The 13994-nt window shown below is 74.0% G+C and carries 13 protein-coding genes; 7 read left to right on the top strand and 6 right to left on the bottom strand.

The window, feature by feature from the left end:
- Positions 1 to 110: 110 nt before the first annotated feature.
- Positions 111 to 470 carry a helix-turn-helix domain-containing protein gene (locus ACRYCC_RS39650; protein WP_433819383.1) on the top strand — a complete coding sequence of 120 codons (360 nt, stop codon included), beginning with the start codon at positions 111 to 113 and terminating at the stop codon, positions 468 to 470.
- A gap of 81 nt (positions 471 to 551) precedes the next feature.
- Positions 552 to 962, top strand: coding sequence for a VOC family protein (locus tag ACRYCC_RS39645; protein ID WP_433819235.1), 411 nt, complete (start codon positions 552 to 554; stop codon positions 960 to 962).
- Positions 963 to 1057: 95 nt separating this feature from the next.
- On the opposite strand, the gene ACRYCC_RS39640 is transcribed toward ACRYCC_RS39645, so the two are convergent.
- The 5 genes from ACRYCC_RS39640 to ACRYCC_RS39620 form a co-directional block, all read right to left on the bottom strand.
- Positions 1058 to 2377 (bottom strand): AAA domain-containing protein, encoded by a 1320-nt coding sequence (locus tag ACRYCC_RS39640; RefSeq protein WP_433819234.1) that lies wholly within the window; start codon positions 2375 to 2377, stop codon positions 1058 to 1060.
- Positions 2374 to 3864: a hypothetical protein gene (locus ACRYCC_RS39635; protein WP_433819233.1), complete on the bottom strand. Its 1491-nt coding sequence runs from the start codon at positions 3862 to 3864 to the stop codon at positions 2374 to 2376. The genes ACRYCC_RS39640 and ACRYCC_RS39635 overlap by 4 nt, the downstream gene beginning before the upstream one ends.
- A complete protein-coding gene (locus ACRYCC_RS39630; protein ID WP_433819232.1) occupies positions 3861 to 4970 on the bottom strand; it encodes a hypothetical protein in 1110 nt (369 codons plus the stop codon). Before ACRYCC_RS39630 ends, ACRYCC_RS39635 begins: the two co-directional genes overlap by 4 nt.
- Positions 4961 to 5773 carry a hypothetical protein gene (locus ACRYCC_RS39625; RefSeq protein WP_433819231.1) on the bottom strand — a complete coding sequence of 271 codons (813 nt, stop codon included), beginning with the start codon at positions 5771 to 5773 and terminating at the stop codon, positions 4961 to 4963. Before ACRYCC_RS39625 ends, ACRYCC_RS39630 begins: the two co-directional genes overlap by 10 nt.
- Positions 5774 to 5836: 63 nt before the next feature.
- Complete coding sequence (locus tag ACRYCC_RS39620) at positions 5837 to 6235, bottom strand: PPOX class F420-dependent oxidoreductase (protein WP_433819230.1); 399 nt, start codon at positions 6233 to 6235, stop codon at positions 5837 to 5839.
- A 173-nt stretch (positions 6236 to 6408) separates the two neighbouring features.
- Between ACRYCC_RS39620 and ACRYCC_RS39615 the strand changes: the two genes are divergently transcribed.
- From ACRYCC_RS39615 to ACRYCC_RS39600, 4 genes are all read left to right on the top strand, one after another.
- Entirely contained in the window at positions 6409 to 7659 is a 1251-nt protein-coding gene (locus ACRYCC_RS39615) for a sensor histidine kinase (protein ID WP_433819229.1), read from the top strand.
- The gene (locus tag ACRYCC_RS39610; protein ID WP_433819228.1) at positions 7656 to 8321 is read left to right on the top strand and encodes a response regulator; all 666 of its coding nucleotides are present in this window, start codon (positions 7656 to 7658) and stop codon (positions 8319 to 8321) included. The genes ACRYCC_RS39615 and ACRYCC_RS39610 overlap by 4 nt, the downstream gene beginning before the upstream one ends.
- A gap of 133 nt (positions 8322 to 8454) precedes the next feature.
- Positions 8455 to 9189, top strand: coding sequence for an ABC transporter ATP-binding protein (locus ACRYCC_RS39605; RefSeq protein WP_433819227.1), 735 nt, complete (start codon positions 8455 to 8457; stop codon positions 9187 to 9189).
- On the top strand, positions 9189 to 11693 hold the full coding sequence (locus ACRYCC_RS39600; RefSeq protein WP_433819226.1) for an ABC transporter permease: 2505 nt from the start codon (positions 9189 to 9191) through the stop codon (positions 11691 to 11693). The genes ACRYCC_RS39605 and ACRYCC_RS39600 overlap by 1 nt, the downstream gene beginning before the upstream one ends.
- A 66-nt stretch (positions 11694 to 11759) precedes the next feature.
- On the opposite strand, the gene ACRYCC_RS39595 is transcribed toward ACRYCC_RS39600, so the two are convergent.
- Positions 11760 to 13076: a sensor histidine kinase gene (locus ACRYCC_RS39595; protein ID WP_433819225.1), complete on the bottom strand. Its 1317-nt coding sequence runs from the start codon at positions 13074 to 13076 to the stop codon at positions 11760 to 11762.
- Between the two features lie 365 nt (positions 13077 to 13441).
- Between ACRYCC_RS39595 and ACRYCC_RS39590 the strand changes: the two genes are divergently transcribed.
- Positions 13442 to 13939: a DUF4232 domain-containing protein gene (locus ACRYCC_RS39590; protein ID WP_433819224.1), complete on the top strand. Its 498-nt coding sequence runs from the start codon at positions 13442 to 13444 to the stop codon at positions 13937 to 13939.
- Positions 13940 to 13994 lie beyond the last annotated feature (55 nt).

Genomic DNA, 13994 nt, shown 5'->3' with positions numbered 1-13994 from the left:
GACACCGCCGGGCGCGGGCCGCCGTGGTGCGCCACCCTGCGCCGGGAGGGGGCGGGGCGCCGTGGTGTGATGGTCCCGTGAGCCGCGCCGCAGAGGAGTCCAACCGCCGCATGCTGCGGGCCCGGGACGCGATGGACCGCGGCTACGCGCAGCCGCTGGACGTCCCGGCCCTGGCCCGGATCGCCCATGTGTCGGAGGCGCACTTCACGCGTACCTTCCGGGCCACGTTCGGCGAGACGCCGCACCGCTACCTGCAGCGCCGCCGCGTCGAGCGCGCGATGTTCCTGCTGCGGGAGACCGACCGGAGTGTGACCGACATCTGCTTCCAGGTCGGCTTCGGCAGCCCGGGCACCTTCAGCCGCACGTTCCGCGACATCGTCGGCCGGTCACCGAGGACGTACCGCAAGGAGACGGCGGCCATGGGCGTGCCGACGTGCTTCACCATGGCGTGGACGCGGCCGACCGCCTGACCGTCCGCGCCGGCCGTGCCGTCCGCCGGCTGAGCAGTTTCGGATAAGTTCTCGCCCGGCTCGCCCGGTAGCGTGATGGACATGTTCAACGGCATCACGCACTCACAGATATACGTCCTCGACCAGGACAAGGCCCTCGACTTCTACGTCGGCAAGCTCGGCCTGGAGGTCAACGCCGACGTCGACCTCGGCTTCATGCGCTGGCTGACCGTCAGCGTCCCCGGCCACCCGGAGCGGCAGATCCTGCTGGAGCGGCCGGGCGCTCCGGCGATGTCCGAGGAGACGGCGGAGCAGGTCCGCGAGCTGGTGACCAAGGGCGTCATGGGCGGCCAGCTCATCTTCAGCACGGACGACTGCCGCAAGACCTACGAGACGCTGCTGGGCCGGGGCGTCGAGTTCACAGAGGAACCTACCGACCGCCCGTACGGAATCGACTGCGGCCTCCGCGACCCCTTCGGCAACCACATCCGCTTCACCCAGCCGAAGGCGTGAGGACCGGCCGCGGTGACGAGCGGGCCCAGAGCCGGATCGGGGCGACGGTGACGGTCCCGTGAAAGACCTGGGCCCCGCTCGTCGCGGCCGATCGCCTAGACCGGATCGGCCGTGACGCGGTGCGGGGCCAGATGGGCCAGCACGGCCTGGTTGGCCTCCCAGCCGTCCGGGAAGGTGACCGGCACCCCCAGGTGGACCGGCTCCGCGGAGGGGTGGGCGTCCAGCAGCTCCGGGATCCCGGCGCGGGCCACCACGATGCAGGCGTGCCGGTGCCGGGAGGCCAGCACGCACAGCCGGCCGGTCTCCAGGTGGAAGGCGGTGGCGTCGCGCCGTCCCGACAGCGGATGCAGCACCAGTGTCACGTCGAACTCCCGGCCCTGGAGCCGGTTGGCGGTGTCCACGGTGATGCCGGCCGCGAGCTCCTCGCCGGCCAGCGCGGCCCGGATCGCGGCGACCTGGTCGCGGTGGGCGGCCCCGACGGCGATCCGGGAGGCGTCCAGCGGCGCCTCGCCGAGCTCGGACCGGGTGACGCCGCCGCGCTGCAGGAGCCGTAGCGCCAGCGTCGCGATGGCCCGCACCGCCTCGGCGTCGGTACGGACCGCATGCCGGTGCGGCAGCTCGAACAGCGCCCAGCCGGTCCGGGCCGCCTCGTCGATCGCCCGGTCGTAGGCACCGGCCATCCCGCGGGTGGAGAACTCCAGGGTGCGGTCGCCGGCGGCCGTACCGGAGGTGAAGCCGGTGAACGGATAGAACGCCTCGGCGACCAGCGGCGCGGCCGACGCGGGCAGCCGCCACGACACCGGCAGCCGGTGCACGGGCAGGTCCGGGTTGTGGGCGAGCAGCACCGACACCGCGCTCTGCATCGGGTCCCACGACAGCCCGCTCCAGCGCCCGGCCTCCACGGTGGAGAACGGGTCGAGCTGCCCGGGGTCGCCGACGAACAGCGCCCGCTCGAACCGCGGCGCGATCCGCAGCAGCATATCCGAGCGCATCTGGTACGCCTCGTCGAGGATCGCCCACGGCCGGCGGCCCTCGGTCAGCGTCGCCCACTTGGCCGAGGTCCCCACCACCACCGCGCGGTCCGACAGCGCGCCGGCCTTCTGCGCGACCAGCACGCCGGGGTGCGCGGCGATCCGCTCGGAGGGCCGGTAGCCGCCCGCCGAGAGCCGGCCGATCGAAAGCTCCGGGTCCTTGGCGGCGAGCCGGTCGATGAGGTCGTCGACCTGTTCGTTGGTCTGCGCCACGATCATCAGCGGCACGCCCCGCGCGGCCAGGTGCAGCGCCGCCCGGACCACGAGGGTGGACTTGCCGGCGCCGGGCGGGGAGTCCACGACGATCCCGGGATGGCCGGGCCGGTCCAGGTCGGCGAGGACCGCGGAGACGACCCGGTCCGCCGCGGCGCCGGGGCCGGTCATGACCACTCCTCCTGTGCGTCGTCGTCATTGGGCACGTACTCGCGTGGCGGGCCGCCGTGCGTCCAGGGGGTGTCCTCGCGCTCCGGGAACGAGGTGGCCCCGAAGCCCCTGCCGCCGAAGGCCGAGAAGCAGACGTGGTCGCCGGTCTCCGGCACCGAGCCGGGCCGGGGGGTCTTCGCCCCGCCCATCCCGCTGCACAGCTCCAGCAGCACCGTGTCCCCGGCCAGCTCCAGGATCCGTGCCTCCTGCGCCGGGCGGGCCGCGTTGTGGACGGTCCGGCCGGGGGAGAGGCGGACCGGATCCTCGGTACGGACCCGTACCAGCGGCCGCGGCCGCGCCCGGGGGCCGGACTCGTCCAGCCGGGCCGGGTCGCACTCGACCACCACCCCGCCGAACGCCTCGCCGGTCAGCCGGAACTCGGCCATCACCAGGGGGTCGTCGAAGGCGCGCTGCGCGTCGTACTCGGCCCGGGCCCGCTCCATCCGGTCCAGCCGTACGGCGGCGGCGACGGCGCCGTCCCGGCGGGCCTGCGGGAGACCCTCGGGCAGGGACGCGGTGAAGCGGGTGAACGACTCGCGGTCCTGGCGCAGCCGGCCGGGCACGCTCGCGGCCTCGGGCAGGGCGCGCAGCAGGTCGGCCGCCCGCCACATCAGCCGCCAGGTCGGCTCCAGCTGCCCGGCGATCACGTCCCGGATCCGCTGCTCGGCCGCGGTGCGGGCGGTCCCGCCGGACGGCGGAGGGGCGGCGGCGTCGTAGGCGGCCAGCGCGGGTGCGAGCACCTCGTTGTCGAACCCCGGATGGGTGGTGGGCCCGGCGGGCGGGAAGTCCACCGGGTCCTCGGCGCGCAGCGCCGCCTGCGCGCCGGTCAGCCCCGGGGGCGGGTCGATCCAGCCGAGCAGGGCGGCGAGGTCGCCGTCCTCCAGGGAGCTCTGGCCGGTCGCCCAGTGCAGGGCGAGCACCTCGGTCATCGCCAGCAGGGTGGACGTGCCGGGACGCTCGGCCCGGTCGGCGAACCAGGTCAGCCAGCGGCCCAGCAGCGGTACCGAGGCGTCCACCGGATAGGGCCCGTCGGTGCGGCGGAACCGGGTCGACCGGCCCAGCAGCCGCAGGAAGGCGACGGCTCCCGGGTTGGGCACCAGCAGCTGCGGCGCGTCGGCGTACCGCTCCCGCGGGGTCCCGGCCCGGTCGGTCACGACCTCGGTCGCGGTCCGGCACGACGCGACGTAGGACAGGACGACCTCCGCCAGCTCGGCGGCGAACGCGAACCTCAGGTTGCGGTTCCGGGGTTGCGGCACCACCAGCAGCGTCGCGTCGCCGGGACCGGTCCCGGCCATCACGGCCAGCGGCGCGGCGGCCTCCCCGGCCAGCCGCAGCGGGATCACCACGAGGGGCCGCCCGGCAAGGTGGCAGTGCCGTACGGTCGCCAGCGGCTGGGCGCGGCCGGCGCGGGCCGCCTCGATCCTGGCCAGCGCGGTCAGGGTGCTCACGCGCCGGGCCCCAGCGCCTCGCGGCGCAGCCGGGCGGCGGTGCGCAGCCACGCGGCGCCCTCGGCCTGGTCCGCGGCCGGCTGCAGCGAGCCGTCGGCGAGCGCCAGCGCCGTGCCGATCGTGCCGATGCCGCCGAGCTCGTCGCGGACGGCCCGGCCGAGGGCGTCGGTCGACCCGCAGGCCCGCGCCTCGTCCCGGCAGAACAGCGCCAGTTCGCACGCCGACATGCAGTCGGGGGAGTAGCGGGCCTCGACCGACCGCACGGCGGAGTCCAGCCCCGGGCCGGCGCCGAAGCCGAGCCCGGCGGGCAGCTCCGCGAGCACGTCCTCGGCCCGGGTCACCCGCTCCAGCTGGCGGCGCAGCACCGCGAGCTGCCTGCGCACGTCCACGAACGTGGCGGTCGGCCGGTTGGAGAAGTTCTCCGGGCACACCAGGATGACGTCGTGGCCGACCAGGCCGGGGTCCAGGCCCAGCTCGCCGAGCAGTTCGCGCAGCGCCAGGACGTACACCGCGGACTGCCGGGCCGCGGCCGCCACCTGCTCCGGATCCGCCTGCCCGTCGATCACCGCGAACGACTTGATCTCGATGACGTGGAAACGGCCGGCCAGCTGGAAGGCGATGACGTCCGGTTCGAGATAGGCGGGCTGCCCGGCGATGTCCAGGCGCAGCAGCGGATGGTCGAACAGGGTGCCGCCGTTCGCGGTGGCCGCCCGCAGCAGCAGGCGGCGGGTCCTGGCGTGCCGGACCTCGTTGCCCTCGTCGGCGCCCACCGCGCCCAGATCGTCGTAGGCCACCTCGGGAACGGGCAGGCCCAGCCGGTCGCGCAGCAGCGTGAGCAGTTCCGCGCAGCCGTCGGCCTTCACCTGGGACTCGAAGACGTTCCCGCGGGTGAGGGCGAACTGCGACTGGCCGAACCGCGGCGCGAACCCCAGCCGGGTGGCCACCTCCGTCTTGTCGACCCCGGCGGCGTCCATCAGGCCGCGGCGCACGCAGCCGGGATTGCTGGTGAAGGCCGCGATGGTCCGGGCGTCGTGGGCGCGCGGCGGAGCGCCGCCGCGCAACCGGGCGAGCCGCGTCCCAGGATCGGGCAGGTCGGTCACGGGCATGTCGTCTCCGGTCGGGTCGCCGGCCGGCTCACGGCAGGGACGTCGCGCGGCCGGGCGCCGAACAGCCGCCCGGCGTCGTCGAGCCGGGCCAGGGCCCGGTCCGCCGCCCGCAGCCGCTGTTCCCGGTCGGCCTCGGCGTGCACCTCCAGCTCCGCGCGGGCCGCCTCGATGATCTGCTCGGGGCGCGGCCCGGTGCCCGTGCCGGCACCGGGGATGCTCGCCGCGAACCGCCACAGCAGCCGCCGGGCGGCATCGCCGTCCGGGACGCGGAGCGTGTGCTCGGCGATCCGGATCGCCGCGGTGAGGAAGTCGGTGCGGGCGCTGAGCGGGCCGACGACCCGGCGCCGCAGCGGCCAGGTGCTCACCGCCAGCAGACCCCGGGCCGGGGCGAGCAGGTCCGCGGTGAGCGCCGCGCACAGGTAGTACGGCCGCGCGTACGGGGCCGCGCGGAACGAGCGTTCCTCGTCCCGGCGCAGGCTGGTCAGCCGCGCGGCCACGATCTCACCGGGCAGGAACGCCTCGTGCACCCGCAGGACCAGCTTGGGCGCCGCCGGGGCGCCGAGCAGGGTCAGGGCGTGATGGACCTGCTCCCGCAGCGGCACCATCGGCCCGTCCGGCCGCCGGTCGCGGGCGTCGCGGGCCTCGCCGTCCCCGAGGACCGACCGCTCCCATGCGGCCTCGAGCTCCTTCAGCTCGGCGCGCAGGGCCCGGGCGCGCGGCCGGTCACCGCCGGCCGCCGCACGCCGTACGTCCTGGCGCAGCCCGGCGATGCGCTCCTCCAGGGCCTCGGGGGTCTCGTGCACGCCGGATACGATAGATCAAATTCCAGCGTCTTCCAGTCATTTCCAGCGTGCCGCGCCGTGCGGTCAGCCGCCGGGGTTGTAGATGACGCCCTGCGGCTCGACCCGGACGTTGACGCGCTGCTCGGCCGCCGTCCGGCCCGGGTACTCGTCCACGCCGAGGTACTTCCCGGCCAGCCGGTCGATGACCTCGTCCGCGCCCTCGGTGTCCAGCCGGGCGGTGCCCGACACGCTCGCCAGGCGATAGGGGTTCGCGGGGTCCAGGACGCTGATCGACACCCGGGGGTCGTGCCGGAGGTGCCGTTCCTTGGCCCGGCCGATGGCCGTGTTGAAAAGGATCTCGTTCCCGTCGACGTCGACCCAGACGACCGTGCTGTGCAGGCTCCCGTCGGGCCTGACGGTCGTCACCCAGGCGTGGAAGGGCTGCTCGAACAGCGCCTTCACCTCTTCGGTCAGCGTGGCCATGAGCGTCTCCCACATCTCGGCTCGTCGCCCCGCAGGTCGCCGCGGGGCCGAACCCGACGTTAGTCCCCGCCGGCCGGTGACGATCAACGAACCCCGCCGTACCACCGGGGGAGTACGGGCGGCGCCTCCCCCGCGCCGATGACGGGCCCGGGTCGCTGCCCTACCGTGAGTACGTGACGACCGGCGACCAGACCCCACCCCGCTGGTCCCGGGTGGCCGCCCTGCCGGTGTGGCTCGTGCCGCTGGTGGTGCTGGTCCTGCAGGTCATGGGATCGACCGGGGCCGACCAGGGCGGCCGGTACGGCCACGCGCACACCCCGCTGGACGAGTTCGGCTACGCGCTGCTGACCGCGAGCGCGGTCGCGCTGCTGGGCCGGCGGCGGCACCCGGTGCCGACGCTGCTCGTGGTCGCGCTCGTCACCCTCACGTACTACCTGCGCGGGTACGTCCTCGGCCCGTCCTTCCTGGCCGTGGTGGTCGCCCTGGTGGCGGCGGTGACCGCCGGGCACCGCAAGGCGACCTGGGCGACCGCGATCGGCGCGATCGGCGGCTACCTGGCCGTGGCCGGCATGGCGGGGGCGGCGCCCGGAAAGGCTCCGGGCCCGGACGGGCTGCTCCACCTCGAGCGGCCGTCCCTGGGAGCCGTGGTCGGCCTGACCGCCTGGGCGCTGGTGGTGCTCACCGCGGCCGAGATCGTACGGTTCCGGTCGGAGAAGGCGGCGGAGGTCCGGCGCACCCTCGCCGAGGAGCACCGCCGGCGGGCCAGCGAGGAGCGGCTGCGCATGGCCCGCGAGCTGCACGACGTACTCGCGCACAACATCTCGATGATCAACGTGCAGGCGGGGGTCGCGCTGCACCTGATGGACCAGCAGCCCGGGCCGGACGCGACCGCGACCGCGCGGACCGCGCTGGCCGCGATCAAGGAGGCCAGCAAGGAGGCGCTCACCGAGATGCGGTCGGTGATCGGGGTGCTCCGCCAGGCCGGGGATGAGGCGCCACGGAGCCCGACGGCCGGACTGGGACGGCTGGAGGACCTCGCCGACCAGGCGCGCACCGCGGGACTGCGCGTGCACTTGGAGATCGAGGGGGAACGCCGGCCGCTGCCCGCCGGGGTCGATCTCGCAGCCTTCCGCATCGTGCAGGAGTCGCTGACCAACGTGACCCGGCACGCCCGTCCCGGCGACGGGGGCGGCGCCGTCACCGTGCGGATCCGGATCGGCTACGGCGAGCACGACGTGAGCGTCCGCGTCGACGACGACGGCCGGGGTACGACCCTGCTGGGAGAGGACCCGGGGGGCAGCGGCATCCCCGGCATGCGCGACCGCGCGGCGGCCCTGCACGGGCAGTTCGTGGCGGGCCCGGGACCCGGTGGCGGCTTCCGGGTGCACGCCCGGCTGCCGGTCGACGAGGGAGGTACCGGGTGATCCGCGTCGTGCTCGCCGACGATCAGGTGCTGGTCCGGGCCGGGTTCCGGGCCCTGCTCGACGCACAGGACGACATCGAGGTGGTCGGCGAGGCCGGAAACGGTCTCGAGGCCGTCGCGCTGGTGCGGCGGCTGTGCCCGGACGTCGTGCTCATGGACATCCGGATGCCCGTCCTCGACGGGCTGGCGGCGACCCGGCAGATCGCCGCCCTGGAGGCGCTGGAGGGCATCCGGATCGTCATGCTCACCACGTTCGAGCTGGACGAGTACGTCTTCGAGGCGCTGCGCGGCGGGGCCTGCGGCTTCCTGGTCAAGGACACCGAGCCGGTCGAGCTGATCCGGGCCGTCCGGGCGGTCTCCGCCGGGGACGCCCTGCTGTCGCCGGGCGTGACCCGCAGGCTGATCGCCGAGTTCGCCAGCCGCGCCAAGGAGCCGCGCTCGTCGCTGCGCCTCAACGTGCTCACCGACCGTGAACGCGAGGTCATGGCGCTCGTCGGCGAGGGGCTGTCCAACGAGGAGATCGCCGCCCGGCTGGTGGTCAGCCCGGCCACCGCCAAGACCCACGTCAGCCGCACCATGGTCAAGCTCGGTGCTCGCGACCGCGCCCAGCTCGTCGTGTTCGCCTACGAGTCGGGTCTGGTCAAGCCAGGCTGGCTGGCCTGAGCGCTACGCCCCGGGGCGTACCCCAAAAAAACGATCATGCCGCGCTCGACGTAGCCGTGATGCCTCTCCCCGCCCGACGACGGCGCCGGTACCCGGCGGTCACCGTTGTGGGGACCCAAGGAACGGAGAGAACATGAAACCCACCACGGTCGCCCGGACGGTACGGGCCACCAAGGTCTACGGCTCCGGCGACACCGCCGTACGGGCACTGGACGACGTCAGCGTCGATCTGCCGGCCGAGCGATTCACCGCCATCATGGGCCCGTCTGGGGCGGGAAAGTCCACGCTGATGCACTGCGTCGCCGGCCTGGACGACCTCACCTCCGGCCAGGTCTTCATCGACGACGTCGAGCTCGGCTCGCTCACCGACCGGCAACTGACCGTGCTGCGCCGCGAGCGGGTCGGTTTCGTCTTCCAGTCGTTCAACCTGCTGCCCACCCTCAGCGCGCTGGAGAACATCACCCTGCCGATGACGCTCGCCGGTGAGCGGCCCGCTCCGGAGTGGATCACCGCGGTGGTCGACACCGTCGGCCTGGGCGACCGGCTCTCGCACCGCCCCTCCGAACTGTCCGGCGGCCAGCAGCAGCGGGTCGCCATCGCCAGGGCCCTCGCGAGCCGGCCAAAGGTGATCTTCGCCGACGAGCCCACCGGCAACCTCGACTCCCGGTCCGGGGAGGAGATCCTGGAATTCCTCCGGGAGGCCGTCTCCGGGCTCGGCCAGACCGTCGTCATGGTCACCCATGATCCGGGTGCCGCCGGTTACTCCGACGCCGTGGTCTTCCTCGGCGACGGCCAGGTCGTCGACCTCATGGAGGGGCCGACCCCGCAGAAGGTGCTCGACCGGATGAAGGCCTTCGGGGAGTCGTGATGATCAAGCTCACCCTGAAGGAACTGATGGCCCGCAAACGGCGGCTGGCCGGCTCGTTCCTCGCCGTCTTCCTCGGCGTGGCGTTCCTCGCCGGCACGCTGGTGCTCGGGGACACCCTGCAGTCGGGCATCAAGGGCTTCCTCACCCAGGCCTACGCGGGCACGGACGTGTCCGTGCGCAATGCGACCAGCGTCAGCGACGCGCCCGGACGGATCCGGGGCATGATCGACGGCTCGGTCGCCGACCGGGTGCGACGGGTGGACGGGGTGGCCGCGGCCGAGCCGGTGATCCAGGGGTCCGGCCAGCTGCTGGATCGTGGCGGCAAACTGATCGACGTCCTCGGCCCGCGGACGGCCGGGAACTGGATCAGCGACCCGGCGCTCAACCCGTACACGATCGCGGAGGGCCGCGCACCCCGCGCCGCCGGGGAGGTGGTGATCGACCGGAAGGTGGCCCGGGACGGTCATCTGCGGCTCGAGGACCATACCGCCGTGCTCACCCCGCAGCGGGTTCCGGTGACGATCGTGGGCATCGCGCGGTTCGGCACCGAGGACGCCTTCGGCGGCACCTCCTTCACCGCCTTCACCCTCGAGGACGCCCGCCGCCATGTCGCCCAGAGCCCCGGCCGGATCACCAGCGTCGCGGTCAGGTCCGCGCCGGGCGTGAGCCAGGACGCTCTTGCGGACCGGATCCGGCCGCTGCTGCCCCAGGGCGTCGAGGCCATCACCGGTGAGCGCCTGGCCGACGAGAGCATGGCCGGCATCACCTCCTCCTTCCTGGGCTTCGTCCGGGCGTTCCTCATGGTGTTCGCCGGGGTGGCTCTCCTGGTCGGCGGCTTCAGCATCCACAACACGTTCTCGATCGTGGTCGCGCAGCGCACCCGCGACGCCGCGCTGCTGCGCGCCCTCGGCGCGTCCCGGCGGCAGATCCTGCTGTCGGTCGTGGTGGAGGCACTCGCCATCGGGCTCACCGCCTCCTTGGCGGGCGCGGTCGGCGGATTCGGGTGCGCCGCACTGCTCAAGGCGCTCTTCGCCGGTTTCGGGTTCGGCCTGAAGGCCACCGGGGTGGTGTTCTCGGTGACACCCGTGCTCATCGCGGTGCCGGTCGGAGTGTTCGTCACCCTCGCCGCCTGCCTGGCCCCCGCGCTGCGGGCCTCCCGGGTACCGCCGCTGGCGGCGCTCCGGGAGGTCGCCGTCGAACATGCCGGGACGCCACCGTCCCGGCTGATCACCGGAAGCGTGCTCGCGGCGCTCGGCACGGGCCTGCTGCTCTGGTCCGCCCTCACCGGGACGCTGCCGGTCGCCGGTCTCGGCGCCGTCATCGCCCTGGTCGCCATGGTGGTGCTCGGCCCGGTGGCGGCCCGTCCCGTGGCCGCGCTGGCGGGCGTTCCCGCCGTACGGCTGCGCGGTGCCGCCGGGGGACTGGCCCGGCAGAACGCCATGAGAAGCCCCCGCCGGACGGCGGGCGCCGCCACCGCCCTGATGATCGGGGTGGGGGTGGTGACGCTGTTCACCGTCTTCGCCGCCTCGCTCAAGGCCACGATGGGCGACGAGGTCGCCCGGTCGTTCGGCGGTGACCTGGTGGTCAGCGCGGGCGGCTACGGCGCCGCAGGGTTCGGTCCCGGGCTCGCCACCGGGGTAGCCGCGCTGCCCGGGGTCGCCGGGGCCGCCGGGATGGGCTCGGGTGAGGCCGAGATCGACGGCTCCGACCGGACGGTGCGGGTAGCCGATCCCGCCCGGCTCGCCGGCATCGTGCGGCTCACGGTGCGCTCCGGTTCGCTGACCGGCCTCGGCCCGGACCGGATCGCGGTGTCGTCGTCGGCCGGAAAGCCCGTCGGAGCCCCGCTGCGGGTCCGGTTCGCGGACGGATCCGCACAGACCTTCACGGTTGGCGCCGTCTACGCGCCGCTCGACGCGGTGGGGTCCTACCTGATGCCCCGCGCCGCCTGGGCGCAGCACGATCCGCAGGGACTCGACTCGGTGCTCTTCGTGGATCTCCGGCCGGGGGTCGCGGCGGCCACCGGGAAGGCGGCGGTGGCCGCGGTGGCGCGATCGTACGGCAGCCCGGCCGTGCAGACCCGCGCCGAGTACACCGACGCGCAGACCGCCCCGCTCGACAACCTGCTGGCCGTCGTCTACGTCATGCTCGCGCTGGCGATCCTCATCGCCCTGATGGGCATCGCCAACACGCTGTCACTCGCGGTGCACGAGCGTACCCGGGAGATCGGGCTGCTCCGCGCGGTGGGCGCCACCCGCGGCCAGATCCGGTCGATGGTCCGCTGGGAGTCGCTGATCGTCGCCCTGTTCGGCACGGCCGGAGGGCTCGGGCTTGGGCTGTTCCTCGGCTGGGCCCTGGTCGCCGCGGGAGCCCAGAGCTTCGCGGCACCCGTCGTACAGATCGTGGTCATCACGGCTGTCGGCGCGCTGGCCGGGGAGTTGGCGGCCATCCGCCCGGCCCGCCGGGCGGCCCGCCTGCGCGTCATCGAGGCGATCTCCGCGGCGTGAACGGTCACCTGGGGCACCGTGCGGGCGCACGGTGCCCCAGGTCCCTGTCCGGTGGGGGCGTCTGGCTCAGAAGATCATCGGCCCGGTGGCGGACTTCGGCAGGCGCAGGACGAAGCGGGCTCCCCGGCTGCTCTCCTCGAGGGTCAGGGTGCCGTCGTGCGCCTCGGCGATCTGCCGCGCGATCGCCAGTCCCAGCCCGGTCCCCCCGGCGTCCCGGCTGCGCGAGGCGTCCAGCCGGGTGAAGCGCTTGAAGACCACTTCGCGCAGCTCGGGGGCGATCCCGGCTCCGTCGTCGATCACTTCCACGGTCGCCATGGACTCCTGCGGTCTGACGATCACCTCGATCTGGGAGACGGCGTGCCGCTCGGCGTTGTCCAGCAGGTTGGTCAGCAGACGCGCGAGCCGCAGCCGGTCGCACCGGGTGAACACGCCCTTCCGCAGCTCCCTGACGACCTTGACCCCTCCGCAGGGGCGGCGATCCAGCTCACTGCCGACCAGCTGGGCGAGGTCCGTCGGCTCACGGGTGAGGGGTGCGCCGGCGTCCAGGCGGGCGATCGCCAGCAGGTCGGTCACCAGCGCCTGCAGCCGCTCGACCCCGCAGAGCACCGCCTCGGTCATCCGCGGCCAGTCGGTCTCCGCCGGGTACATCAGCGCCTCCTCCAGCTGGGTCCGCATGGCGGTGATCGGGCTGCGCAGGTCGTGTGAGGCGTCGGAGGTGAAGTGCCGCAGCTGCTCGTAGGCCGACTCCAGCCGGTCCAGGGTGTCGTTGACCGTCTCGGCCAGCAGTTTGATCTCGTCCTGGTTCTTGGGCACCGGCACCCGCCGGTCGAGGTCGGTGGCGGTGATCACCGCGAGCTCCGTCCTGATGGCGTCCACCGGCGCGAGCGTTTTGGCGACCGCCCGGGAGGTGAAGGCGGCCATCATCACGATCATCAGCAGGCCGATGGCGCTCAGGAAGCCCACCATCGAGGAGTTGACGTACCAGGGCACCACGGGGGTGGCGTTGTAGACCACCCAGTCCCCGCCGGGCTGGTAGACCTTGAACGCGACGACCGTCATGCAGCCCTTCAGCCCCGCGGGAGGGCACAGCTTCCGGTCGGTGCGCACCTCGTCCGAGGCCGGCTGGAACGCCGCCATCGGCGGCTTGCCGGCGATCGTGGGGGTCGCCGCCAGCACTCTCCCGCGCGAGTCCAGGACCTGGATCACCTCCCTGCCGTCACGGGGCAGGATCGCCGGGAGCGAACCGCGTTTGATCAGGCTCGTCACGTGCTCGGAGGACTCGGAGGCCCGCTCCCGGGCATAGGCGGCCTCCCTGCCGCGCATGGCGAGGATCACGAGCACGCTGACGGCGACACAGATCAGCGTCGCCACGGCGCTGGCCACTAGTGTGATTCGTGCTCGCAGAGACGATCGGCCCCGTCTGAACACCCGCACTCCCCAAGGTGAGGTGATCACCTCTTCAAGCATGGGCCGGGTCAGGTCAAGGCCACCCCCAACGTCCGGCAAAGATCCCGCGATCCCCGAATCCTTTACCGGCATCGATCAGGTCACGGCGGGGGCCGTCAGGTGTGTCGGATCTCTGCCCGGGGGAACAGTGCTGACAAATGCGGTCCGGCTCTCCCGGCGTGCGCGCCGGCCAAGGAGGCGACGGGTGCGGAACATGCGGACGGCCGGGCGGGAGCACGCCCACCCCGCCGCAGACCCCCGCCTCCGCCGCCGCACCCTCGCCTTCCGGAACGCCCGCCGCCGTGGCGTCGCCGTCCGGGCGGCCGGGTGCCCTCGCGCCCCCGGCCTCCCCCGAGGGCTCCACCGGGACCGGGCGGTGCACCACCGCGATGCTGGGCGCCGCGCTGCGTGCCGCCGGTCCCGCGGCCGGCAACCGGTACGCCTTCCTCACGCTGACCAACCGGTCGCGCGTGCCCTGCCGGGTGTACGGATATGTGGGGCTGGGCCTGATCGGCCCGGAAGGCGGGCCGCTGCCGGCCCAGGTGGTGCGGCTGGCCCCGCCGTCACCGGTCTCGGTGACGCTGCGGCCGGGCGGGAGCGCCCACACCCGCCTGCACTGGTCGGTGGTGGCCGGGCGGGGCGAGCCCGAGCACGGCCCCTGCCGCCCGGCGCCGCGCCAGGTGTGGGTGACGCCGCCCGACGAGCGGTCCCACCTGACCCTGCCGTGGGCGCTGGGTGAGGTCTGTGACGCCGGCAAGGTCTCGATCACCGCGCTGACGGCAGGTCCCGCACCCGGCTGATCCGGCCCGGCGGGGGTTTATGGTGCGCGAGACCGCACCGGATTGCGCTAGGATT

It is taken from the genome of Actinomadura scrupuli, assembly GCF_050971785.1.
Lineage (GTDB): Bacteria > Actinomycetota > Actinomycetes > Streptosporangiales > Streptosporangiaceae > Actinomadura_E > Actinomadura_E scrupuli.
Note: the sequence above shows the minus strand (reverse complement) of the source record. Positions and strands in the feature narration are given on the sequence as shown.

Bases quoted from the DNA above. Each gene is read 5' to 3' on its own strand.
- ACRYCC_RS39650 (WP_433819383.1), top strand. From the start codon at position 111: ATGCTGCGGGCCCGGGACGCGATGGACCGCGGCTACGCGCAGCCGCTG.
- ACRYCC_RS39645 (WP_433819235.1), top strand. From the start codon at position 552: ATGTTCAACGGCATCACGCACTCACAGATATACGTCCTCGACCAGGAC.
- ACRYCC_RS39640 (WP_433819234.1), bottom strand. From the start codon at position 2,377: ATGACCGGCCCCGGCGCCGCGGCGGACCGGGTCGTCTCCGCGGTCCTC.
- ACRYCC_RS39630 (WP_433819232.1), bottom strand. From the start codon at position 4,970: ATGCCCGTGACCGACCTGCCCGATCCTGGGACGCGGCTCGCCCGGTTG.
- ACRYCC_RS39620 (WP_433819230.1), bottom strand. From the start codon at position 6,235: ATGGCCACGCTGACCGAAGAGGTGAAGGCGCTGTTCGAGCAGCCCTTC.
- ACRYCC_RS39605 (WP_433819227.1), top strand. From the start codon at position 8,455: ATGAAACCCACCACGGTCGCCCGGACGGTACGGGCCACCAAGGTCTAC.
- ACRYCC_RS39600 (WP_433819226.1), top strand. From the start codon at position 9,189: ATGATCAAGCTCACCCTGAAGGAACTGATGGCCCGCAAACGGCGGCTG.